Source organism: Vreelandella neptunia (assembly GCF_000712975.1).
GTDB classification, from domain to species: Bacteria; Pseudomonadota; Gammaproteobacteria; order Pseudomonadales; family Halomonadaceae; genus Vreelandella; species Vreelandella qaidamensis.
The window spans coordinates 418,628-442,775 of the sequence record NZ_JHQL01000004.1 but is presented as its reverse complement, the minus strand read 5'-3'; the positions used below and the strand labels follow the sequence as shown (position 1 = coordinate 442,775).

The window sequence follows — 24,148 nt, the reverse complement described above, 5'->3', positions numbered from 1 at the left end:
CAGTACTTGTTCTCCAGTACTTAGACTATGACGTTGGCTGCTTCGCTGCATTTCCCCCAGCGAAGCAGGTTATTTTAGGATGTTATAATGATTAAACTGATAGCTGAACCGCTAACAGCGGAGGCGTTTGCGCCTTTTGGCGATGTGTTGGATGCCCGCACGTCAGCGTCGTTTCCCATTAATGCTGGTCGTACCCAGCGACACCACAACCTGGCAACCGTAGAGACGCTGGGTGAAAACGCCCATACGCTGATCAATATTTTTGTCAGCCAGCCAGTTACGCTGCCGTTGGAATTAACCTTTTTAGAGCGTCATCCCCAAGGTAGCCAAGCTTTTATGCCGTTGCATCAAGAGCGCTTTATTGTGGTAGTCGCTCCCCCTGGCGATACCATTGATAAGGCGGATGTCCGCGCCTTTGTCACAGACGGCCGCCAGGGCGTTAACTACCGGGCCGGCACCTGGCACGCGATACAGTCGGTGCTTGAGCGTGAAGGCGAGTTTTTAGTGGTAGACCGTGGTGGCGATGGCAACAACTGTGATGAATTCCCTATCGCGATCTGCATAACCTTGGCATAAATCATTTCACGGTGTTGCATCGCTGTCATACTGGACGCGTTACACTGATTTATTAGTGTCATTAACTATAATTTAAATGGTTGGATTCTTATGAACGCACTGCACTTCTCGTCGATCCGTCGTACTAAAATTGTCGCCACCCTTGGTCCCGCCAGCGATCGGGAAGGTGTCTTAGAAGCCATGCTTGCGGCGGGCGTTGATGTGGTGCGTTTGAACTTCTCTCATGGTAGCGCAGATGATCATCGTCGACGTTTAGTGCGCGTGCGTGAAATCGCTGCTCAGTTAGGCCGCAGCGTCGCGGCATTGGGGGATCTTCAAGGCCCTAAAATTCGTATTGCGCGCTTTAAAGAAGGCGCTGTGGTACTTAAAGAGGGTCAGCCGTTTATTCTTGATATGGCGCTTGATGGCGATGCTGGCGATGTGCACCAGGTGGGCTGTGATTACAAAACGTTGGCGCAGGATGTCACGGCCGGAGATCGCTTGTTGCTAGACGATGGCCGTGTGGTGTTGGACGTTACCCGGGTAGATGGCCAGCAGGTGCATACCCAAGTAGTGGTTGGCGGTAAGCTCTCCAACCATAAAGGCATTAATAAGCAAGGCGGTGGGCTATCTGCTCCTGCCTTAACAGAAAAAGATAAAGACGATCTAAAAACCGCTGTGGATATTGGCGTCGATTATCTAGCTATTTCGTTTCCCCGTCATGCTGAAGATATGCGAGAAGCGCGCCGCTTACTTGGTGAAGCAGGTAAAGATATTGGCTTGGTGGCAAAGGTAGAGCGCGCCGAAGCGGTGGCGGATGAGGCGACTCTTGACGGTATTATCGAAGCGTCTGAAGCGGTCATGGTGGCGCGGGGTGACTTAGGGGTTGAGATTGGAGATGCTAAACTGGTGGGCGTGCAAAAGCGCATGATCAAGCGTGCGCGCTCGCTTAACCGCGCTGTGATTACCGCCACGCAAATGATGGAAAGTATGATTTCAGCGCCGCTGCCCACCCGCGCCGAGGTCTTCGACGTTGCTAATGCGGTGCTGGATGGCAGCGACGCGGTGATGCTTTCCGCCGAAACCGCCGCGGGCGACTACCCAGTGGAAACCGTAGAAGCAATGGCACGGGTATGTTTAGGTGCTGAGCGAGAAAAAACTGCCCAAGAATCAGGCCACCGTATTCATGAAGGTTTCTCTCAGCCAGATGAGACCATTGCGCTTTCAGCCATGTACGCCGCCAATCATATGCAAGGGGTCACGGCGATTGCCTGTATGACTTCCTCAGGTTACACGCCGTTGATTGCTTCACGTATCCGCTCAGGTCTGCCCATTGTTGGGCTTGCCCATAACCCTATCGCCCAGCGTCGTATGGCGCTATATCGCGGTGTTGTGTCACTTCCGTTTGATACCTCAGAAATGGGCGCTACGGAGCTGAATGATGAAGCACTAACGTTGCTGGTTAAGCAGGGCGTCGCTAAACTTGGTGACTATGTCATCCTGACCCGAGGCGATCATATGAATGCTCATGGCGGTACCAATACCATGAAGGTGATGTTGATTAACGATCAGCACGTTGAACAAGCACAGCGCTAGATGATGCGAGCGCTGCTGTTGATATGTTTGTTACTGGTTACTGCGCCTGCATTTGCAGGCGCACCTATTATTGCTGCAGCCTCTAACCTGCAGTTTGCATTAGAAGAGGCGGCTGAGCGTTTTACTCAGCAAACGGGGCATGTTCTGCGCCTCAATTTCGGTTCCTCCGGAAATTTTCGTCGCCAAATAGCTCAAGGGGCTCCTTTTGAGCTATTTCTTTCGGCGGATGAAGTATTTGTGCAGGCGCTTTATCAACAAGGCCATGTTGATAATGAGGGCGTTATTTACGCTCGTGGTCGGCTGGCATGGGCGCAGCCTAAAGGAAAGTATCCCCTCCCTGATAAGCAGACACCGCTTGCGGGGGTGCATGAGGCAATTGCTGCGCATGACGCCGGACAGCGTCAGCGAATAGCCATTGCCAGCCCTGAGCACGCACCTTATGGCGTAGCTGCCCAAGAGGTACTGCAAAGCGCTGACCTATGGGAAGCCAGTGAGCCGCTGCGCATTCAAGGAGAAAATGTGTCTCAAACGCTGCAGTTTGCCCTTTCTGATGATGCCCGTGGAGGCTTAGTTGCCTACTCGCTGGTGCTTGCGCCAGCACTTAGCGAACGCAGTGAGTTTGTATTAATTCCTGAAACATGGCACACGCCGTTGCGTCAACGCATGGTGTTAACTCCCCAGGCGGGCGAGGTTGCGCAAGCATTTTATGCGTGGCTGCAGGAAGCAGACGCGTTGGCTATTTTTCAGCAATATGGCTTTAGTACCGAATAATGGATTGGACGGCGCTCTCAGTATCGCTGCGCTTAGCAGGTTTAACCTGCCTTTTCTTACTCCCCGTAGGAATATGGTTGGGCCGCACGCTAGCAACAGCAAAGTTTCGTGGCAAAGGGCTATGTGAAGCACTAATCGCGCTGCCGCTAGTGTTGCCGCCCACCGTGCTTGGCTTTTATTTGCTACAGCAGTTTGGTCGTGATGCGCCTTTAGGCGGCGTTTGGGCCTCGCTGACAGGAGGTGGGCTCAACTTTACTTTTAGCGGTATCTTGTTAGCCTCATTAATCGCTAATTTACCTTTTGCGATTCAACCGATTCAGCGCGCCTTTGAGAACGTGCCAACTAACCTGCGAGAAGCTGCTTGGTGCAGCGGGCTGAGTCCTTGGCAGACACTGGTACGCATTGAGCTACCGCTGGTGTGGCCGGGCATTCTCTCTGCAGCTGCCTTAACGTTTGCCCATACGTTGGGGGAGTTCGGGGTGATTTTAATGGTTGGCGGCGCGATTGATGGGGAAACCCGCACGCTGGCGATTGCCATTTATGATCGAGTACAGGCGTTTGATGAACAAGGTGCTGCGCGCATGTCGGCACTGCTGTTGTTCGTGTCGTTAACAACCCTTGGTTTAGTTTACGGGTTGGCTGGTAGGCGAAGGTGGGTGCGTGGCTGACATAATCACAGGCAATGGACTGACGGTGGTGGCCAAGCAGTGCGGGCCGATCCCGCTGGATGCGTCGTTTAGCTGCCCGGCAGGCCAGCTGTTAGCGCTGGTAGGCCCTTCTGGCAGTGGCAAAACCACGCTATTGCGTACCATCGCTGGTTTGTACCAGCCTGAAAAGGGTCTTGTGGCGTGTGCGGGTAACGTGTGGTTGGCAACTGAGCGAGGCTACTCCCTTACCCCCCAGCAGCGCAAAATCGGCATGGTGTTTCAAGATTATGCCCTGTTCCCCCACCTCAGCGCGTTAGAGAATGTCCAGCTTGCCATGGGGCATCTGCCCCAGGCTCAACGCCAGCTCCGTGCAAAACAGTGGCTTGCCAATGTGCGTTTGGAAGGCCTGGAAAAACGCTTCCCTAGCCAGCTTTCTGGCGGGCAGCGCCAACGGGTGGCGCTTGCGCGCGCTTTGGCCCGTGAGCCGCAGGCACTGCTGTTAGACGAACCTTTTTCAGCCGTTGATCAGGTGACCCGCCGCCGGCTCCAGCGCGAGCTGGCACTGCTGCGCCAGCAGATCTCTATCCCGATTATTCTGGTGACCCACGATTTAGAAGAAGCCGCTGCGCTGGCAGATCAAATTTGCGTGTTACATAACGGCGTGAGTTTGCAGCAAGGAAGCCCCGAAGCACTGTTTCGGCGGCCAGCTTCGCCGTTGGTGGCAAGGTTGTTAGATCGTCACAATATCTTCGAAGGGCAGGTGGTCAGCAGCAACGGCCAGCGTCGACTGCAGTGGGGAAAGTACTGTTTAGAAGTTGCCGGAGGTCTCGACGATTTGCCGCTTGGGGAAAGCGTCACCTGGTACCTACCGCCTTCTGATATTGTGTTACATCGTCGTGATCGACCTTCACAGGGTGAGCGTGAAAATCCTGTGGCCGCAACAGTGGATGAGATGGTAGTACTTGGTGGTATGACGTCGATCTCGCTGCGTGTTTCTCATGGCGATAGGCTACGTTTTGATATTGCTACTCATGCTGCTAGACGCAACCAGTTAGCGTTGGGAGAGCAGGTACATGTGTCGCTTCTGGCGAAAGGCGTTTATCTTATGTCAGGCTCGGAGGAGGCTGTGGCTAACGCGTTGAATAGCGTATCGTCACTGAATAGCGAGTATTGATATCACCCATTAGATGAAATAGCACTTAGAAAAATAGCACTTAGAAAAATGGCACTTAGAAAAATGGCACTTATAAGAAATAGCACGTCTCCTAATAACAAAAGGAACCCGTCATGATCCTTTCTCGTCGTCAACTGCTTAAAACGTCGTTGGGTGTTTCGCTAGCGGCGAGCGTGCCGATGTCGCTGTTAAACGTTTGGGCAGCCGAAGCGCAAACCACGACACTGCCGCTGGCGATCCACAGCCAAGACGGCCCCCATCGATTAGACGTTGAAGTGGCGGAGACCGCCTCCCAGCGACAGCGTGGCTTAATGGAACGTGAGCACCTGCCAGAAGCGCGTGGCATGCTGTTTCGGTTTGAAAGTGAGCAGCCCGCAGGCAATGCCTTCTGGATGTACCGTACGTTAATTCCGTTAGATATTGCTTATATTGATGGTGAAGGACGCATTGTGGCGATTAACACCATGCAGCCCTGTACATCCGATACGCCCCGCGAATGCCCCTCTTATCCAGCTGGCGCGTCTTATCATGCGGCGCTCGAGGTCAATGCTGGCTACTTCGCCGAGCGCGGTATTCAGGTGGGTGACTGCGTATCTGTTCCCGCTCTGGCAGGGTTTTGCCGTCCTGACGCTTAGATGCTTAAAAGGTGCGAAATTAGCGTATCCGTCAAAATAAGTGTGCTGTTAAGCTGTAGCCGGTCGACGTTGGCCAACATTGAGTACGATCAGCGCGATACCGGCCACCACGAGCCCTCCGCCCAATAGTTTGTGAATGCCTAAGCTGTCGCCCATCAATAGCGCGCCCAAGCCCACTGCTAACACGGGTACTAGCAAGGTCATAGGCACTACGCGATTGACAGGGTGACGGCGCAATAAAGCATACCAAATGCCGTATGCCACAATAGACGACATTACCGCGGTGTAGACCACTGCTCCCCACCCCCGCCAGCTTGCTTGCTGAATGGCCTGCCACTGGCCGGTTTCAAATAGCCACGACCCTAACGCCACTTGGGGGATCGCAAATAGCGCCACCCAGCCCGCCAATGCCAAAGGGGCAATGGGCGGGCCGCGCTTAATCAATAGTTGGGAAACGGCCCAACCAAAGGCACTTAACAACAGAATGGTCAGTGGCAGTGGTGAGGGTAGCGTTGGCCCACCAGCCAATACAATCACGCCAGAAAAAGAGAGTAACAGCCCCGCTATACGCTTTGCCCCCAGTTTTTCTTTAAGAAATACCACCGCCAGCAGTGTGGCAAAGGGGGTGCCCATCTGCACCAGTAGTGCGCCAGTGCCTGCTTCAGCTTGGCCCAACCCGATGAACAGCAGCGCAAAATGCAGGCTACCAAACGTGATGGAAAGCAAGAGTAAAAAAGGTAGCTGAGCACGAGCGACGGGGTAGAAAGGCACCAGTAGTGCAGCGACTAGCATAAAGCGTAGGGTCGTCATTAATAGCGGTGGTAGCTCTGCTACGCCGACTTTAATCACAATAATGTTCAGTGCCCAAATGGCGATAACCAACAGGCCTAGCATCAGATCGCGTAGTGGCACGTTAATGTCCGTAAGTAATATATAAAATATATAAAAAGTGGCTTTAGCATATCAGTAAGTGCTACTGCAGCGTAATGGCTCAGTATTCAACTACCCAACGTTGAGTATTGAGGCTAATGATTGGCTTCCCTTAAGTTCATGAGTGCCTACAATGTAGCGTTGCCCGTATGACAGCTTGTTTAGCAACATAGCGGAGCACGGTGGGTAAATAAACGCGCTCGCTGACTACTAACTGATAAAAAAAGGATCGACAATAATGACGCTGACACGCTCTATAGCTCGTTTAACGGTAGGCTTGGCTGGTGTTGCCCTGCTATCTGCTGCTTTTTCTGCGCAAGCACGTGAGCTCTCGGTTTCCACTGTTTTGTCTGACGCTTTCCCATGGGGGCAGGCGGCGGAAAAGTGGGCGGAGCTAGTAGAAGAACGCAGTGGCGGTGAACTAACGCTGCGAGTTTACCCAAACTCTCAGTTAGTATCGGGAGATCAAACCCGGGAGTTTTCCGCTATGCGTTCTGGGCTTATTGATGCCGCGGTAGGCTCGACCATCAACTGGTCACCCCAGGTGCCTGAACTTAACTTATTCTCGTTGCCATTTTTTATTCCCGATGAGGCGGCTGTCGATGCGGTTACCGGTGGGGAAGCGGGTGAATTGGTCTTTGAAGCGATTGAGTCGCGCGGTGTGATGCCGTTGGCCTGGGGCGAAAATGGCTTCCGCCAGGTCTCGAACTCTCGTGGAGCGATCAGCCAGCCAGCGGATTTAGATGGCCTGAAAATTCGCGTTGTAGGTTCACCGCTGTTCCAGGATACCTTCTCTGCCCTTGGTGCCGACCCAACGCAGATGAGCTGGACAGATGCTCAGCCGGCGTTAACGACTGGCGCAGTTGATGGACAAGAAAATCCGCTTTCAGTATTTGATGTTGCGCGTATCGATCAGGTAGGGCAAGTACATTTAACGCTCTGGAATTATATGAATGATCCGCTGATTTTTGCGGTAAACCAGCAGGTATGGCAATCGCTGAACGAAGAACAGCAAGCGCTGTTGCGTGAAACGGCAATTGAAGCGGGTGAATGGGAAATTGCTATGACGCGCGAGGAAGAAAGCGAGCGCCTAGCGGCCATTCAAGAACGCGGCGTGACCGTTACTGAATTGACCGATGAGCAGTACCAAGCTTTTGTTGACGCTACACAATCTGTATATGAAAAATGGACGCCACGTATTGGAGAAAACGTGGTTAACGCGGCTCAGTCGGCGATCGACGCGCGTTAATGACGCCCATAGAGTTTTAACTACTTTAACTACCGGCCTTCAAGGCCGGTAGCTTTTCGTTGTGAGGCTGCCATGAAAGGCTTTCCCGATGCACGCCCTGAACGCTGGCTGGGCGCGCTGTCTCTTATTATTATTTCGTTGATTAGCTTGGGAAATGTGGTTACGCGTTATTTAACAGGCGGCTCCTTTTCGTTTACCGAAGAGTTTTCTGTTTTTTTACTAGTGGTGCTTACGTTTGCGGGGGCATCGGTGGCGATTAGACGAAACCGTCATATCCGTATCGGATTTTTAGAGCGTGCCCTACCTGCGCGTTGGCGTAGTGCATTGATTTTATTTCAGGCGTTGTGTGGGCTGACTGTATTGGGATTGGTGACTTGGTACGGCGGGAAATTGGCCTGGCAAGAGTATCAGTGGGAATCGTTATCGCCTGGATTAGGGTTGCCCCAGTGGTGGTACCTAGTATGGCTGCCGATATTGTCAGCTGCCATGCTATGGCGTCTCGTTCAGCAAACCCATGACCGATTAAAGGGAGGGCTGAATAATGACGCCTGATGTGTGGATGATTCTTGCCTTCGCTGGGTTTTTAATAGCAGGTGTGCCAGTCGCTTTTTCACTTGCGTTGGCTGGTTCGGTGGGTATTGTGGCTGGGCTTTCGCCCGATATGCTGGCAACGTTGGGTACCAATACCTACAACAGCATTGCCAAGTACCCCTTAATCGCGATACCGCTATTTATATTGACCGGTCTGATTTTTGAGCGTTCGGGCGTGGCGCTACGTTTGGTACGTTTTGCTCAAGCGCTGATAGGGCCTCGCCATGGCGGCCTGGCACTGGTTGCGGTGCTGGTGTGTATGATAATGGGAGGTATGAGCGGATCCGGCCCAGCGGATGCGGCGGCAGTGGCCATGGTAATGCTGCCAAGCATGACAAAAGCGGGTTATCCAAAGCCATTTTCCGCAACTCTCATCGCAGCCTCTGCATCCACTGCTATCTTAATTCCTCCTTCCGTGGCGTTGATTCTTTACTCGATTGTAGTGCCTGGTGTCGATCTGCGCGCTTTGTTTGCTGCAGGACTTTTTCCCGGCATTTTGGCAGGGCTAGCGCTGCTGGTGCCTGCGATGATTGTCGCTAAACGTTATGGCTGGGAGGGGACGCCGATAGCTGGCTCTGAAACCTTAACCGTTCGTACAACGTTTAGGCAGGCGTTGCCCGCCTTGTTTGCTCCCGTGCTCATTTTAGGAGGCCTGCGTTCAGGTCTATTTACCCCGACCGAAGCTGCCGTAGTCGCGGTTGCCTATGGCACCCTTGTGGGGCTGTTGCTAACAAAGGAGCTTTCGTTACGTGACCTGTGGGAGTTGTTGGGAGAGGCGGCAATTATTTCTGGTGTGGTGATGTTGATTATCGCCCTAGCGGGTATTTTTGCCTGGGCCGGCACAATGCTGGGTACTTTCCGCCATTTGGCAGAGTGGATTATTGGCTTAACGGACAATGGTATTTTGCTTTTGGTACTTGTCATGCTAGCGGTATTGGTCGCCGGCATGCTGCTTGACGCTATCTCTATCTATCTCATCATGATGCCGGTGCTGATTCCCGTCATGCAACACTTTGAGTGGAACCCAGTTTGGTTCGGCATTCTGCTAGCTATGAATATTGCTATTGGGCAATTTACCCCGCCGGTTGCAGTCAATTTGATGGTCACCACAGAGGTTGCCAAAATTCGTTTGGAAGAGACGCTCTGCTGGGCATTACTGTTTGTTGTAGCGATGGGGTGTGCACTAGCTTTAGTGGCTATTTTTCCAAGCATTGCCCTGTGGTTACCGACAGTGCTTGGTTATAACATCTGATATACGCGTAAGTAATTCTATCTTTTAGCACGTCGCCGTTGCCTGATTCGCTATACCCCATGCGAATACGGCATGGTAATTAACGGTAACTAAACGTTATGGGTAGGTAATCTAATTGCATTGGCTGAGTTGTTTTAATCGTCAATGTAACATTTTGTGTGCGTTGTTTTAAGTAGAAAGTTTGTCTGCGAAACAGTGAAGCTTAATGACAAGCACTCGGATGTGTCGGGGATATACCAGCAATGACATGCTGCGTATTTCGCCAAGTAGGTTTTTTTTCGCTAAAGTAGTAACAGTCGACATAACTTGTCGGCGAGATAACAGATTGTCTTGAAAACGTTTTGGAAGAAAACACCTGAGGGAATCGTTCAGCAGGTGAACTCAAAGCGCATAACGCTCACAACATCAAGATAAAGAGGTATGTTTATGAAACGCCATGTATTTTCTACGGCGGCCTTTTCCGGCGCGTTGATTGCCGCGGCAAGCTTTGCCTCTCCGGCAGTAGCGCAAGATCGTTACATCACGATTGGCACCGGTGGTCAAACGGGCGTTTACTACGTGGTAGGCCAGTCGGTCTGCCGCATGGTGAACCGCGGTAGTGATGAGCACAACATTCGCTGTAACGCACCGTCTACCGGTGGCTCAGTTGCAAACGTAAACGGTATGAAGAGCGGTGAACTGGATATGGGCGTTGTCCAGTCTGATGTTCAATACCGCGCGTATAACGGCGAAGCTAACTTTGAAGAAGATGGTGCTTGGGAAGATATGCGCGCTGTCTTTACTATGCATGGCGAACCGCTGACCGTTGTTGCCCGTGCCAATTCCGGCATTGAGAACATCAGCGATTTCCCTGGCAAGCGCGTCAATATCGGTAACCCTGGTTCTGGTCAGCGTAATACCATGGATGTTGTCATGGATGCGTTTGGTTGGGACGAAGACACTTTCGCACTGGCTTCTCAGTTAGATGCTGCTGAACAGGCTGCCGCGCTGTCTGACAACAACATTGATGCCATGGTGTATGTCGTTGGGCACCCTAATGGGTCTATCCAGGAAGCAACCACGACTATCGATGCACGCATAGTGTCGGTGACGGGTGACGAGATTGACGGCCTGATTGAAGAGTATCCTTACTACACTCGCTCTGTTATTCCGGGTGGTCTGTACCGTGGTAACGATGAAGATGTGGAAACCTTTGGTGTAGCGGCAACGTTTGTATCTTCTACTGCCGTTGATGAAGATGTTATTTATGAAACTGTCAAAGCGGTTTTTGAAAACTTTGACCGCTTCAAGCGTCTGCACCCCGCGTTTGAAAACCTCAACGAAGAAGACATGATTTCAGACGGCCTGACCGCACCACTGCATGACGGCGCAGCACGTTACTACCGTGAGCGTGGCTGGATCGAGTAAGGCTATAAAGGGCGCTATTAGCACAAGGTAAATAGTGTCAGTTTTGATTTGCAAAGCGCGGGCATCCTGGGTGTCCGCGTTTCTTGTTGAAAGCGCTGATTGTCAGCGCTGACCATTAGGCAGGGCAAGCGTATGCGTGATGACAAAAAACCTTCGGCAGTTGCTGATAGTGACCTGGAGGATATGGTCGCATCGAGCGACACTGGGGCCAGAAAGCCCCTTGGCGTACCCGGTAAGCTGCTCGTCAGTATTGCAGCCATCTGGTCGCTCTTTCAGCTGTGGATTGCGTCGCCAGTTCCTTACATGGTGGGGTTTGGCGTATTTAGTGCCACAGAAGCACGCTCAATTCATTTGGCGTTTGCGCTGTTTTTAGCGTTTATGGCGTACCCAGCGTTTAAGCGTTCGCCTCGGGACCGAATTCCTCTTGCTGACTGGGTATTAGCGGCAGTCGCAACATTCTGTGGCGCCTATCTGTTTATTTTTTACTCGGACTTGGCTCAGCGGCCAGGGCTGCCCATCACCCAGGATATCGTTGTTGGTATTATTGGCATTTTGATGCTGCTGGAAGCCACGCGGCGTGCCCTGGGGCCACCGTTGATGATCGTGGCGGCTATTTTTATTATTTATTCGCTGTTTGGGCCGTACATGCCAGGCATCTTGGCGCACCGTGGTGTCAGCCTGGGTGGTTTAATCAACCACCAGTGGCTGGGAACGCAAGGGGTATTTGGTATTGCCCTTGGTGTATCAACGAGTTTTGTTTTCCTCTTTGTACTGTTTGGCGCGTTACTAGATAAAGCGGGAGCAGGTAACTACTTCATCAAAGTGGCATTTTCAATGCTTGGCCACTTTAAAGGCGGCCCTGCAAAGGCAGCGGTTGTTGCTTCCGGTATGACCGGTTTGATCTCGGGGTCGTCGATTGCCAACACGGTAACAACAGGCACATTTACGATTCCGATGATGAAGCGAGTCGGCTTTAGTGCAGAAAAGGCGGGTGCCGTTGAGGTGTCTTCTTCGGTGAATGGCCAAATTATGCCACCTGTCATGGGCGCCGCAGCGTTTCTTATGGTGGAATATGTTGGTATTTCTTATGTAGAAGTCATTAAGCATGCCTTCTTACCGGCTCTTATCTCTTATATTGCGCTGATTTATATTGTTCACCTTGAAGCGCTTAAAGCCAATATGAAAGGGCTACCCTCAAGTAACCCTGCTCGCCCGTTATTAAATAAAGTGATTGGTTTTTTGACCGGTCTACTGTTATTGATGGGACTTTCGATTGCTGTTTACTATGGCCTTGGCTGGTTAAAGCCCGTTTTGGGTGATGCAACGCCGTGGGTTGTTTCTATAGGCTTAGCTGTTATTTATATTGGGCTGCTGAAAATAAGCTCTCATTATCCCGAGCTTGAGATGGATGATCCCAATTCTGAGTTTGTGGAGCTGCCGCAAACACGGCCAACCGTTATGGTGGGGTTACACTATATTCTTCCGGTCGTCGTGTTGGTGTGGTGTTTGATGGTAGAGCGCCTTTCACCAGGTCTTTCGGCTTTCTGGGCGACCGTGTTTATGATTTTTATCATGGTGACCCAGCGGCCTGTTATTGCCATCTTCCGTGGCCGTAGCCAAATGGCGGCTGATATTAAAGAAGGCTTCAAAGATTTATGGGATGGGTTGGTAACCGGCGCGCGCAATATGATCGGTATCGGTATTGCCACGGCGACAGCAGGAATTGTAGTAGGTGCAGTATCGCAAACAGGCGTAGGACTTGTATTGGCCGACGTAGTGGAAATTCTCTCAGGGGGTAACCTGATGATGATTCTGCTGCTGACGGCGCTACTGAGTTTGATTCTTGGGATGGGACTACCAACTACCGCTAACTACATTGTTGTTTCAGCACTGATGGCTCCTGTCATTGTGCTGCTGGGCCAGCAAAATGGCCTGATTGTTCCCCTTATTGCTGTGCATCTGTTTGTCTTTTACTTCGGCATTATGGCTGACGTGACACCACCTGTGGGGTTGGCATCGTTTGCGGCGGCTGCGGTGTCCGGTGGGGATCCGTTGCGCACTGGTTTCCAGGCGTTTTACTACAGCTTGCGCACAGCAGCACTGCCGTTCCTGTTCATTTTTAACACGGATTTGTTATTAATCGATGTCACGGTGATGCAGGGGATAGTGGTGTTTATTGTTGCCACGGCAGCAATGCTGATTTTTGCAGCAGGCACCCAAGGTTATATGGTCACTCGTAATCGGTGGTATGAGTCGTTACTGTTGTTATTGATTGCCTTCACGCTGTTCCGCCCTGGTTTTTGGATGGATAAAATCCATGACCCCTACGAATCGGTGCCGCCTGCGCAGTTTACAGAAGCCCTAGATCGTGTGGATGACGGTAGTAATTTACGTGTTCAGATCGCTGGTGAAGATGATTTTGGCTCGCCAATGACTACCTATATTCTGGTGCCTGTACCGCGTGGCGAAAATGGCGAAGAGCGATTGGCCAATCTTGGTTTAGAGCTCTATGTTGATGGCGATCAGACGCTAGTCGACTTTGTTGAGTTTGGTAGCCAAGCGGCTGATCTAGGCTTCGATTTTGATCAGGAAATTCTTGAGGTTCTCGCACCGGTAGATCGCTGGACCAAAGAATGGATGTGGCTACCTGCACTTGGGGTCTTCGGCTTAGTAGTACTTATGCAGCGTCGTCGGCGTCGTCAAGAGATAGAAAATGAGACGGCCGCTACTGTCTAATGGAGGTTGCTATGTATCATAAAGTGCTACTACCGGTTGATTTGAACGAGGAGGCGTCTTGGAAAAAGGCGCTGCCCACGGCCATTACACTATGCCAAACCTTCGGAGCTTCACTCCACGTGGTTACAGTGCTTCCGGAGTTTACGATGCCCATGGTCGGCGCGTACTTTCCAAAGAACTTTTCTGAAAAAGCCCATGCCGCGTTGAAAGAAGCGCAGCATAAGTTTATTCAGGAACATGTGCCTGAGGGAATTAAGACTCAGAGTGTGATTGTCGACGGATCTCCCTGGGAAGCCATCATTAAGGTGGGTAAAAAGCTAGATATCGACCTGATCGTGATGGCATCACACACCAAGCGAAAATTTGTCGACTACGTGCTAGGTCCCAACGCGGAACATGTGGTTCATCATGCCAAAGTATCAGTAATGATTGTGCGCTGATTTTTCAGTAAAGATTGGTTGATAAGCGAACTCCAGGCCATTTGGCCTGGAGTTTTTGCTTGTGGGGTATATCAACGTTGGCTAACGCATCGAATAAATTGGCGGTAAGAGCATGAAAGCAGGATTTTTTGTACGCGATGTCGTTAGGTGGCCCTAGCCTGCCAATGCTCAGCTACATTAAATAGACGTTAAGCCATTAACTCAGGGTTAACGAACTCATGCATGTGGCTACTTTTTCAGGGTGATAGGTACGTTGTGCTTCTCTTCTGAATTGAGTTTGAAAAGCCACCTCTGTAGTGGGGGTCAATCTAAGGAGTCATGCCATGAATGCAGCTACAACAAAAACGCACGACCGAGCAGATACGGCTAACGTGAAAATTACGATTAATAAGGTGGGAATGGATCGGCCGCGGGCATGGCTTGCCGCGGGGTTTGAAGATTTTCGTCGTGCAACGGCTATCAGTTTGACCTACGGCATGTTTTGGGTGGGTTTAAGCATCGCCATTACCGCGGGCGCAATAACACTCGGCTATTGGTACTGGTTGTTACCCATGATTGCGGGATTTATGTTTGTGGGGCCGCTGGTAGCGGTAGGTTCTTATGGTATTAGTCTCGCTCTTGAGCGAGGAAGGGTTCCTAATCTTGGAGATGCGTTCGGTAGTTGGCGTCCTCACGCAGGTCAGCTAGCAATGATGGGCGTGATGATGATGATTTTCTTTCTCGCCTGGATTCGTCTTGCAACGCTGCTGTTCGCGCTATTCTTTGGGTTTGAGGTACCTAACCCTGCAACCCTTTACACTTCTTTGCTCACTACGCCTGAAGGCTTAGGTATGATTGCTGTAGGGTCAGTAGCAGGCGGTATTCTCGCTTTTGGGGCGTTTGCGATTAGTTCAGTGGCTATCCCAACATTAATGGATCAAGACCTTACGTTTATGGAAGGAATCGAAGCTAGCGTACGTTGTATTGCCAAAAACTTCCGTCCTATGCTGTTGTGGGCTGCTATTCTGACTGGATGCGTACTGGTTGGTGTGATGACCTTTTACATTGGCTTGGCACTAATACTACCTGTACTAGGCCATGCAAGCTGGCATGCCTATGAAGATTTAGTTCGTATTGAGACAGTCGAAAACCTCAAGACCTGACTCAAGATCTGACTTAATACCTGATATGACCACTGGTAATCGGTATAAAAACATTGAGTTTCAAACGCTAGTCGTTAAGTAAAATAGTAGTTAACCTGACCCGGTAAAAGAGATAGCGTAATCTGTACGCTATCTCTTTTTTATTACGAGCCCTGCCTGTCCAGAAGGTTACCCAGAGGTAGGCCATAATGCTGGCCCTTGTGTTGTGAGGTGAAGGTTTTGAAAGCGTTTTTATTTGCGTGGATTATGCTGGCATTCAGCGCTGCCCAAGCGGGTCAAGTGGAAGAGGGGGCAGGGACGCTAACTGCGCCAGAAGGGCCTGTTATTCTGACAATTAAGGGAAACATTGAGCAGTTTAATACGGCACAGGAGGCGCGTTTTGACCGCGCTATGTTACAAGCCTTGCCACAACACTCTTTTGAAACAGGCACACCCTGGACAGAAGGCAGCAGTGCTTACAGTGGGCCGCTAATGCGCACGCTATTAGAGCACGTTGGTCTTTCTGGAGATAACACCGAAAACAGTGTTCATGTCTCCGCCTTAAATGGGTACGAAGCACAAATCCCGATCAGTGATTTTTATGAGTATGACGTGATTTTGGCAGTAGAGCGTGAAGGTAAAAGTATCCCAATCCGTGAGTATGGGCCTCTTTGGGTGCTCTATCCCTTCAGTCAAGATAAAGCACTACTGAGTGAAAAAATGCGTTTTAGAGCGGTTTGGCAAGTTATGCAGATAAATGTCCGTTAGCCGATCTATAGCACGGGCCCCCCGGCTGTTGCGTTATCCACGGCGCTTTAAAGTGGTTGCCATGATTACCGTCCTGCTATTCGCGGCAGCCTTGGTAGTGGCTGCCTTAGCGGCTTGGCGTCAAGATAATTTGACGCAAAGTTTGAGAGAGGATACAGCCTGGGTCGTCTATAAACTTGACCGAGACGCCGTTCAACTATTCAATCACCTGCTTGCTTCTACCCGGGGGCCCCTTTCACCTGCCGATCAAGATGAGCTCAACCTGCGTTTCGAGCTGCTTTATAGTCGTATGACGTTGTTACAAGAGGGCGAAGTAAGCCTGTTATTAGAAAACATTAGCATGGCGAACTCGCTATTAGCACAAATACAGCAGCAGCTAGAAACGCTAGATCCAATGTTTGAACCCCACGCGTCGCTTCCTCAACTGCCGGTTGCTGAACTAGAGACGGAACTACTGGCACTCACTCGGTTAACAGAGCGGTTTGTGATCGCGATTAATGGTTTTTTAGCCGAGTCTGCGACGCAAGAGCGCGCTTTATTAAGTGTGTTATATAAGCTTCTAATGTCGCTACTGGTGGGGATGAGTTTCGCTGTACTGCTAGTCATTGTGTTTCTTGTGCGTGAAATGAGAGAAAGCGCTGCTGCTCGGCGTGAGCAAGAGCAACTGAGCCGCCAACTTGAAGTCACTGCCACGCAGGCACAAGCTGCGAATCATGCTAAATCTGACTTTTTAGCGATGGTTAGCCATGAAATTCGCACGCCGCTCAATGGCGTTATTGGTATGAGTGAATTGTTGCGTGAACCAGCTAGTCTTGCGCAAGTGGAAGACTATGCCCGTACGATTCATGACAGCGCCAATCAGCTGCTGGCGATGATCAATGAAATTCTAGATTTTTCAAAGATCGAAGCGGGGCACCTAACACTTGAAACTTCGCCGACCGCCCTTAAACCACTCGTCGATAGTGTCATCTCACTCTTTGCGCCTCGTGCTAAAGCAAAAGACCTGCAGTTAACGTTAGTTATTGATCCTTTGGTGCCTGCCTGGGTAATGATTGATGCTAGCCGGCTGCGTCAGATTTTGCTTAACCTCATTGCTAACGCCATTAAATTTACTGACCACGGAGAGGTCAATATACATATTTATTCCACCGTCAATTACCTGTCATTTGAGATTTGTGACACTGGTTGCGGCTTGAGTGAGGAGCAGCAAGCATCACTATTTGAACCTTTCCAGCAAGCGGACGAGTCAGTGGCTCGCCGATTCGGCGGGACTGGGCTAGGGCTAGCGATTTGTAAACGTTTGAGCGAAGCCATGCAGGGGCGCTTAGGAGTACGAAGTATACCAGGGCAGGGCAGCACATTTTGGTGTGAGCTGCCCCTTGTAGAAGCTAGCCCCGTATCTGCGCCGTTGCCGTCCGAACCGATGCTGGATTTTGCGGGTACTTCCTTACTGTTGGTAGAAGATAATGCGGTCAATCGTAAAGTCGCGACTGGGCTACTGGCGCGCCTCGGGTGCGATGTAGTCTGTGCTGAAAATGGTCAAGATGCCCTGGAAATGGTGCAGGCTCAGCAAGTGCACCTCATCTTTATGGATATCCAACTGCCGGATATCGATGGTATCACTGTGACTAAGCGTCTTCGCTCTCAAGGCGGGTGGTTGGCTAACGTACCCATTGTGGCCATGACCGCTGGTGGCATAGACGATGTTCGCCAGCGCTGTTTGGCAGCAGGAATGAGCGACTACATTACTAAACCGTTGTCCTTACTCGCCCTTAGCAATGTGCTATCACTGCAGCTCTTTACGGTTTCGCGTCCCTACGCATTGCCAGCCTTGCCTTCATATCAGGATCAGCATGAATCACAGCCCTTACTTAACCGTGAAACACTCGATACGTTGACTGTGTCGTTGGGGACTGAAAGGATCGATCAACTCATCATGCTATATCACCAGCAAGTAAGTGATTACTCTGCGCAGCTGGCTGCCTACCTGGGAAGTGCCGCCTTGCTAACAACAGAGCAAGCCAAGAAAGTGGCGCGCTTAGCCCACCAGTTGCGCGGTGAATCGCTTGGCGTAGGGGCGGAACGCTTGGCCGCCGAGGCAAAACGGCTAGAAATACTCGTTAGTAACACTACTGCTTCATCGCAGGATTTGACTGAAAGCCTGAGCCTACTGAGACAAACCGCTTCGCGAACCCATGCAGCGTTGGAGAAATGGCGCCGTGATGACAGCACCGAAGAATAGCGGTATTGAGACTGCCGCAAGTAACCAGCTAAACCCCTCCCAAGCCGCCCACGAACTTGGTCAACAGCTAGTTCATGAGCACTTGGGGTTTGTACTGTTTTTTTGTAGTGCTGAGTATCCGTTAGAGGAACTAGCCGCTGCCCTTGATGGTGTGTTTGATAAAGTGCCGATGAGTGGCTGCACAACAGCTGGCGAAATTACACCGCAAGGCTACGATCGAGGATCAGTGGTTGCGATAGGTTTTGATAGTCGCTTATTTGCGATTGAAACTGCGTTAATCGATGACCTTGATCACTTTGACCTTAGCCGGGCACAACCCCTCATCGATACCTTGCTGGAGCGATGTCGTCTGCAGGCGGTCGCGCCAGTGAATGAGCATAGCTTTGCACTGACGTTGTTAGATGGTTTGTCCAGTCGTGAAGAACAGGTATTAGCAACCTTAGATGCTGCTCTTGGCCGTATTCCCAGCTTTGGCGGCTCAGCCGGTGATGATAACCATCTTACCCATACCCATGTTTATGCGAATGGGCAGTTTCATACCCGCGCCGCCGTGGTGGTAATGCTTAACACGCGACTACCGTTTGAGGTGTTTTCTACCCACCATCTTGAACCGCTTGCCCATAAGTTGGTGGTAACAGAAGCTGACCGAGATCAGCGGCGAGTGTTAGAGCTGAACGGTTTGCCTGCTGCGGAAGTGTACGCAGCGCTAGTAGAGTGTTCTGTTGATGCACTATCGCCATCCATTTTTGCTCAGCACCCGCTAGCGGTTTGTATTGGCGGACAACATTATATCCGTTCAATACAACGCGTGAATGAAGACGCCAGTCTCACCTTCTACTGTGCGGTAGAAACGGGCATTGTGCTAACGGCGATGCAGCCTGCGCCGCTACTCTCCGATTTAGACGCAATGTTAAAGCGTATGCAGCAGCGCCTAGGGGCAACTCCTGCGATTATAGGCTGTGACTGCTTCTTACGGCGTATGGCGCTTGAGTCCCTGCAACAGCTAGATCAGGCATCCGCACTGCTTCGGCAGGCACGGGTGGTTGGGTTTAATACCTACGGTGAACAGCACCATGGCATGCATGTGAATCAAACGTTTACGGGGGTGGCTTTTGGCGCTCTTCCAACTAGCGGCGAATAGCGAAATAGCGGCGGATAACGCCGCACTACGCGAGGAAAACCGCCGTTTGCGTAAGGTATGCCAAGCGTTAATGGAGCGTGTGGAGTCGGGCGCCAGCCCCAACAGCGCCCCCTATGCAGCGTTTGAGCGTTCGGTGTTGCTGGCAGAGCAAGTGCGTGAACGCACCGACGCACTCCACCGCACTTTAGACGAACTCAGCCAAGTGAATGCGCGGCTGCTGGCAGCTAATGCCGAAGCTGAGGCAGCTAATCTCTCTAAAACCAAGTTTTTGGCAGCGGTTAGCCATGATCTGCTACAGCCGTTAAACGCTGCGCGATTATTTGCCAGTGCATTAGAAACCCATGCGTTGCCGGATGACTCCCAAGCCTTGGTGGGACACATAGGGCGTTCGTTAAAAGATGTCGAAGGGCTTTTAGGCACCCTGGTAGATATTTCCCGTTTAGATGCAGGTGTGCTTCACGCAGACAAAGCACCTTTTGCCGTAAGTACACTGCTAGATGCCTTAGCAGAAGAGTACCGGCAGGTGGCCACCGTTCGTGGACTGACGCTTCACTACGTACCGTCGAGCGTGGTGGTCGAGTCTGATCTAGCGCTGCTGGCGCGTGTCGTGCGCAATTTTCTCAGCAATGCTGTGCGCTACACTGAGCAGGGCCACATACTGCTGGGCTGTCGACGACGCGCCAATGGTCTTGAAATTATGGTAGGCGATACTGGGCCGGGTATACCGGAGCCACAGCGCCAGGCGATTTTTCTGGAGTTCCGCCGCGCCAACCAATCTCCTAGCAATCACAGCCGTGGGCTTGGGCTAGGGCTAGCGATCGTAGACCGAATTAGCACGATGTTAGAGCACCCTGTTTCTCTTATCTCGCAGCTTGGGCATGGCTCTCTATTTTCTGTGCTGGTTCCTTTTTCTGTGTCAGTAACTCATGCAGCCTCAAGCGCAGGCTCATCCTCCGCTGTGTATGCTCAAAAAGCGCTGCCGATGTCTGAAGCTTGGCAGCAGGATCCCTTGCAAGGCTGTGTCATATGGGTGATTGATGATGATCCCGCTATTATAGAAGGGATGCAGGCGCTGCTGGGCAGTTGGGGGTGTCGGGTGAGGGCAGCGGCGACAGTGAGTGCATTAGAAGCGGCGAGTGACGGTGAGCATCCGGCCGTACTGTTGGTGGACTACCATCTGGGCGATCATCGTGAAAATGGAATCGATCTGGCAGCACGGTTGCGTCGTCGCTACCCAGGGTTAGCCACCGTGGTCATCACTGCCAATCATGAAGCTGCTTTGAAGCGGGCCACCCGTGAAGCAGGTATGCACTGTTTGTTAAAACCGCTTAAGCCACTGCGCTTAAAGATGCTGTTAGGAACGCTCTTAGAGAGCCACATTTAACAAGACGTTGATGGCTAGTTGGTGGAAGTGCGTTTGGCAAGATAAGCCCCGAGTTCTTCTTCACCAGCAATCACGATAGCGTGCACTCGACTGGTTGCGCCTAGTTTGCGCAAAACCGCTGAGACATGGGTTTTTACCGTGGTTTCAGCAATTAGCAGCTCGCGAGCAATCTGCTTATTCGACATTCCTTGAGTCATGCAGCTCAATACATCTAACTGTTTGTCGGTTAAGCGTATAAGGCGTTCACGAGGCGGCTCCGATGAAGAAGATGCCAGCGCTGATGACTCCATGCGAGGGGGTGGCTGGCGCATAATATCCGCAGGCAGATAGAGTTGCCCCTGCAGGATTTGGTTGAGTGCTGCTAACAGCTGCTCTCGAGGGGTTGATTTTGGAATATAGCCCACGGCACCTTGAGTGATCGCATCTAACACCAGTTGCCGCTCCTGATGCGCCGAGACAATAGCGACAGGAAGCCATGGAAACCTTTCGCGAAGTATTGTCAGCCCTTCTAGCCCATCGGCATCGGGCAAGCTTAAATCAAGTAACAGCAGGTCAAGCTCATCGTGGTTATCTATCGTGTAAATAGCTGCCGCTAAGCTGTCTGACTCCAACAGTTGGGCACTTGTTAATCCGGCGCTAATCACCGCGTGCAGTGCATCGCGAAACAGTGGATGGTCATCTGCCACTAACAACGAGTACATGGCGTCTCCTACCAAGGGATGAGGGTGAGTCCTGCCATCGGGCTATATCGTAATTGGCGCGTGTAGACAACACTGGATAGGCACCTTATTTAATAATCATAATACTCAGGAGCTTTACCATGATCTACGCCAACCCAGGTGATGCTGGTTCCGTTGTGTCCTTTGAAAAACGCTTTGGCAACTATATTGGCGGTGAGTTTGTTCCCCCGGTCAACGGTCAATACTTTGATAATATCAGTCCTGTTAACGGCCAAGTATTCTGTGAAATTCCCCGCTCTAGCGCTGAAGACATTGAGAAAGCGCTGGATGCAGCTCATAAAGCAGCACCTGCCTGGGGTAAAACCTCTGTTCAAGAGCGCAGTAACATCCTACTTAAGATTGCCGATCGTCTCGAGCAAAACCTTGAAATGCTTGCTGTCGCAGAAACCTGGGATAACGGCAAAGCGGTTCGTGAAACTCTGAATGCAGATATCCCGCTTGCCGTTGACCATTTCCGTTACTTTGCTGGCTGCCTGCGTTCACAAGAGGGTACGGCTGCGGATATCGATGCCAACACAGTGGCTTATCACTTCCATGAGCCGCTGGGCGTTGTTGGTCAGATTATTCCTTGGAACTTCCCGATTTTAATGGCGGCTTGGAAACTTGGCCCTGCACTGGCCGCTGGTAACTGCGTCATATTGAAGCCAGCTGAGCAAACGCCCGCTTCCATTTTAAAAGTGATGGAAGTCATTGGCGACCTGCTGCCTCCGGGCGTTTTGAACGTCGTTAATGGGTTTGGCGCAGAAGCTGGCCAAGCGCTTGCCACCAGCAAGCGTATTGCCAAAATTGCTTTTACCGGCTCAACGCCGGTTGGTTCGCATATTCTTAAATGTGCCGCAGAAAATATTATTCCCTCGACAGTAGAGCTGGGCGGTAAGTCGCCCAATATCTATTTTGCCGACATCATGAACGCTGAGCCGACGTTTATTGATAAAGCTGTCGAAGGTTTAGTGCTGGCATTCTTCAACCAAGGCGAAGTATGTACCTGTCCTTCTCGTGCGTTGATTCAAGAGAGCATGTACGACGAGTTTATGGCCAAGGTGGTTGAGCGCACTAAGACAATCAAGCGTGGCAATCCGCTAGATACCGATGTGCAAGTAGGTGCTCAGGCGTCTCAAGAGCAGTTCGACAAAATCATGTCATACATGGATATCGCCCGTGACGAAGGTGCCGAGTTCCTGGCTGGCGGTGATAAAGAGAGCCTGGATGACAGCATCAACGGCGGTTACTACATCCAGCCAACCCTGCTAAAAGGCGACAACAAGATGCGCGTCTTTCAGGAGGAGATCTTTGGTCCTGTGGTCGCTGTTACCACCTTCAAAGATGAAGAAGAAGCGCTGGCCATTGCCAACGATACCGAGTTCGGTCTGGGTGCAGGCGTATGGAGCCGTGATATCAACGTCGCCTTCCGTATGGGGCGTGGTATTCAAGCAGGTCGCGTATGGACTAACTGCTACCACCAGTACCCTGCCCATGCTGCGTTTGGTGGCTATAAGAAATCAGGTGTAGGACGCGAAACCCATAAAGTGGCGCTTGAGCACTATCAGCAAACCAAAAACCTGCTGGTCAGCTATGATATTAATCCACTAGGCTTCTTCTAGTAGCCAGCTTTGCAATGAAACCGCCCGGCCACTGCCGGGCGTTTTGCTACTCCCCTGACGCTTACTGTAACGATAAGAGCAACCACAAGTTGCCACATCGACAACCATCAGGAGTCGCATCATGGATAACACAATGCGGGCGGCAGTCGTACGTGAGTTCGGCCAGCCGCTAACGATAGAAGAAGTAAGTGTGCCTCGTCCCAAACGGGGAGAGGTGCTGATGAAAGTAGCGGCCTCTGGCGTTTGCCACACTGATTTACATGCAGCACACGGCGATTGGCCGGTGAAACCATCGCCGCCCTTTATTCCAGGCCATGAGGGGTAGGGCATATCGTGGCGGTCGGTGAAGGCGTCTCCCATGTGAAAGAGGGCGATCGTATCGGCGTGCCTTGGCTCTATTCTGCCTGTGGCTACTGTGAACACTGTTTAGGTGGCTGGGAAACCCTGTGTGAGTCTCAGCAAAATACCGGTTATTCAGTCAACGGCGGGTTTGCTGACTATACCTTGGCGGATGCGGGCTATGTGGGTCGCCTGCCGGACGCCGTTGATTTCATTGAAATAGCTCCGGTGCTTTGTGCGGGCGTAACGGTTTATAAAGGCTTGAAAATGACCGACACTCGCCCCGGCCAGTGGGTGGTTATTTCAGGCGTCGGCGGCCTGGGACATATGGCGGTACAGTACGCGAAAGCGATGGGGCTCAACGTCGCTGCTGTTGATATTGACGACGGTAAATTAGCCCTCGCCGAACGGCTAGGCGCCACGGTGACCGTTAACGCGATGAAAACCGACCCAGCGGCGTATCTGAAGAAAACCATTGGTGGTGCCCATGGGGCACTGGTTACCGCGGTATCGCCGAAGGCATTTGATCAAGCGCAAAACATGCTGCGTCGTGGCGGCACGTTGGTGCTCAATGGTTTACCACCGGGGGATTTCCCGCTGCCAATTTTTAGCACGGTGCTTAACGGTATTACTATTCGTGGCTCTATTGTGGGTACGCGCAGTGACCTTCAAGAAGCGCTGGATTTTGCTGCCGAAGGCAAAGTCAAAGCGACCGTGGCGACCGACACATTAGATAATATCAACGACGTTTTCCAGCGTATGATCGACGGCAAGATAGAAGGCCGTATTGTGCTTGATATGGTGGGCTGATGTAGCGTGAACAGCTCTT

Annotated in this window: 20 protein-coding genes and 1 pseudogene; 19 read left to right on the top strand and 2 right to left on the bottom strand. The window is 51.5% G+C overall.

The window, feature by feature from the left end:
• Positions 1–87: 87 nt before the first annotated feature.
• The 6 genes from CR46_RS0114115 (at position 88) to CR46_RS0114090 (ending at position 5,378) form a co-directional block, all read left to right on the top strand.
• Positions 88–576 carry an ureidoglycolate lyase gene (locus tag CR46_RS0114115; RefSeq protein WP_030073980.1) on the top strand — a complete coding sequence of 163 codons (489 nt, stop codon included), beginning with the start codon at positions 88–90 and terminating at the stop codon, positions 574–576.
• A gap of 90 nt (positions 577–666) precedes the next feature.
• Positions 667–2,151 (top strand): pyruvate kinase, encoded by a 1,485-nt coding sequence (pyk, locus tag CR46_RS0114110; protein ID WP_030073978.1) that lies wholly within the window; start codon positions 667–669, stop codon positions 2,149–2,151.
• A complete protein-coding gene (gene modA, locus CR46_RS0114105) occupies positions 2,152–2,922 on the top strand; it encodes a molybdate ABC transporter substrate-binding protein (protein WP_232222393.1) in 771 nt (256 codons plus the stop codon).
• On the top strand, positions 2,922–3,590 hold the full coding sequence (gene modB / locus CR46_RS0114100; protein ID WP_030073975.1) for a molybdate ABC transporter permease subunit: 669 nt from the start codon (positions 2,922–2,924) through the stop codon (positions 3,588–3,590). Before modA ends, modB begins: the two co-directional genes overlap by 1 nt.
• Positions 3,583–4,743 carry an ABC transporter ATP-binding protein gene (locus CR46_RS0114095; RefSeq protein ID WP_156963072.1) on the top strand — a complete coding sequence of 387 codons (1,161 nt, stop codon included), beginning with the start codon at positions 3,583–3,585 and terminating at the stop codon, positions 4,741–4,743. Before modB ends, CR46_RS0114095 begins: the two co-directional genes overlap by 8 nt.
• A 113-nt stretch (positions 4,744–4,856) precedes the next feature.
• On the top strand, positions 4,857–5,378 hold the full coding sequence (locus CR46_RS0114090; protein WP_030073971.1) for a DUF192 domain-containing protein: 522 nt from the start codon (positions 4,857–4,859) through the stop codon (positions 5,376–5,378).
• A 48-nt stretch (positions 5,379–5,426) separates the two neighbouring features.
• Here the strand turns inward: CR46_RS0114090 and CR46_RS0114085 are convergent, their stop codons facing one another.
• Positions 5,427–6,290: a DMT family transporter gene (locus CR46_RS0114085; protein ID WP_030073969.1), complete on the bottom strand. Its 864-nt coding sequence runs from the start codon at positions 6,288–6,290 to the stop codon at positions 5,427–5,429.
• Positions 6,291–6,546: 256 nt separating this feature from the next.
• Between CR46_RS0114085 and CR46_RS0114080 the strand changes: the two genes are divergently transcribed.
• The 11 genes from CR46_RS0114080 (at position 6,547) to CR46_RS0114030 (ending at position 20,639) form a co-directional block, all read left to right on the top strand.
• Positions 6,547–7,557: a DctP family TRAP transporter solute-binding subunit gene (locus CR46_RS0114080; RefSeq protein ID WP_030073967.1), complete on the top strand. Its 1,011-nt coding sequence runs from the start codon at positions 6,547–6,549 to the stop codon at positions 7,555–7,557.
• A gap of 72 nt (positions 7,558–7,629) precedes the next feature.
• The gene (locus tag CR46_RS0114075) at positions 7,630–8,109 is read left to right on the top strand and encodes a TRAP transporter small permease (RefSeq protein WP_030073965.1); all 480 of its coding nucleotides are present in this window, start codon (positions 7,630–7,632) and stop codon (positions 8,107–8,109) included.
• Positions 8,099–9,400: a TRAP transporter large permease gene (locus CR46_RS0114070; RefSeq protein WP_030073964.1), complete on the top strand. Its 1,302-nt coding sequence runs from the start codon at positions 8,099–8,101 to the stop codon at positions 9,398–9,400. The genes CR46_RS0114075 and CR46_RS0114070 overlap by 11 nt, the downstream gene beginning before the upstream one ends.
• Positions 9,401–9,826: 426 nt before the next feature.
• Positions 9,827–10,807, top strand: a complete 981-nt coding sequence (locus CR46_RS0114065) for a TAXI family TRAP transporter solute-binding subunit (RefSeq protein WP_030073961.1) — start codon at positions 9,827–9,829, stop codon at positions 10,805–10,807.
• A gap of 132 nt (positions 10,808–10,939) precedes the next feature.
• The gene (locus CR46_RS0114060) at positions 10,940–13,543 is read left to right on the top strand and encodes a TRAP transporter permease (RefSeq protein ID WP_030073959.1); all 2,604 of its coding nucleotides are present in this window, start codon (positions 10,940–10,942) and stop codon (positions 13,541–13,543) included.
• Positions 13,544–13,554: 11 nt separating this feature from the next.
• A complete protein-coding gene (locus tag CR46_RS0114055) occupies positions 13,555–13,983 on the top strand; it encodes a universal stress protein (protein ID WP_030073958.1) in 429 nt (142 codons plus the stop codon).
• A 323-nt stretch (positions 13,984–14,306) separates the two neighbouring features.
• On the top strand, positions 14,307–15,125 hold the full coding sequence (locus CR46_RS0114050; protein WP_030073956.1) for a DUF2189 domain-containing protein: 819 nt from the start codon (positions 14,307–14,309) through the stop codon (positions 15,123–15,125).
• Positions 15,126–15,371: 246 nt separating this feature from the next.
• A complete protein-coding gene (locus CR46_RS0114045) occupies positions 15,372–15,872 on the top strand; it encodes a putative pterin-binding protein (protein WP_035536788.1) in 501 nt (166 codons plus the stop codon).
• Entirely contained in the window at positions 15,862–18,114 is a 2,253-nt protein-coding gene (locus CR46_RS0114040) for an ATP-binding protein (protein ID WP_030073952.1), read from the top strand. Before CR46_RS0114045 ends, CR46_RS0114040 begins: the two co-directional genes overlap by 11 nt.
• Entirely contained in the window at positions 18,095–19,255 is a 1,161-nt protein-coding gene (gene nosP / locus CR46_RS0114035; RefSeq protein WP_030073950.1) for a nitric oxide-sensing protein NosP, read from the top strand. The genes CR46_RS0114040 and nosP overlap by 20 nt, the downstream gene beginning before the upstream one ends.
• A complete protein-coding gene (locus CR46_RS0114030) occupies positions 19,227–20,639 on the top strand; it encodes a hybrid sensor histidine kinase/response regulator (protein WP_030073948.1) in 1,413 nt (470 codons plus the stop codon). Before nosP ends, CR46_RS0114030 begins: the two co-directional genes overlap by 29 nt.
• 14 nt (positions 20,640–20,653) lie before the next feature.
• Here CR46_RS0114030 and CR46_RS0114025 read toward each other — a convergent pair whose 3' ends face one another.
• Positions 20,654–21,340, bottom strand: coding sequence for a response regulator transcription factor (locus CR46_RS0114025; RefSeq protein ID WP_030073946.1), 687 nt, complete (start codon positions 21,338–21,340; stop codon positions 20,654–20,656).
• A gap of 119 nt (positions 21,341–21,459) precedes the next feature.
• Here CR46_RS0114025 and exaC point away from each other — a divergent pair, with 119 nt between their 5' ends.
• Together exaC and adhP are read left to right on the top strand one after the other, a co-directional pair.
• On the top strand, positions 21,460–22,980 hold the full coding sequence (gene exaC / locus CR46_RS0114020) for an acetaldehyde dehydrogenase ExaC (protein WP_030073945.1): 1,521 nt from the start codon (positions 21,460–21,462) through the stop codon (positions 22,978–22,980).
• 121 nt (positions 22,981–23,101) lie between these two features.
• Positions 23,102–24,129, top strand: a pseudogene (gene adhP, locus CR46_RS17835) (alcohol dehydrogenase AdhP).
• Positions 24,130–24,148 lie beyond the last annotated feature (19 nt).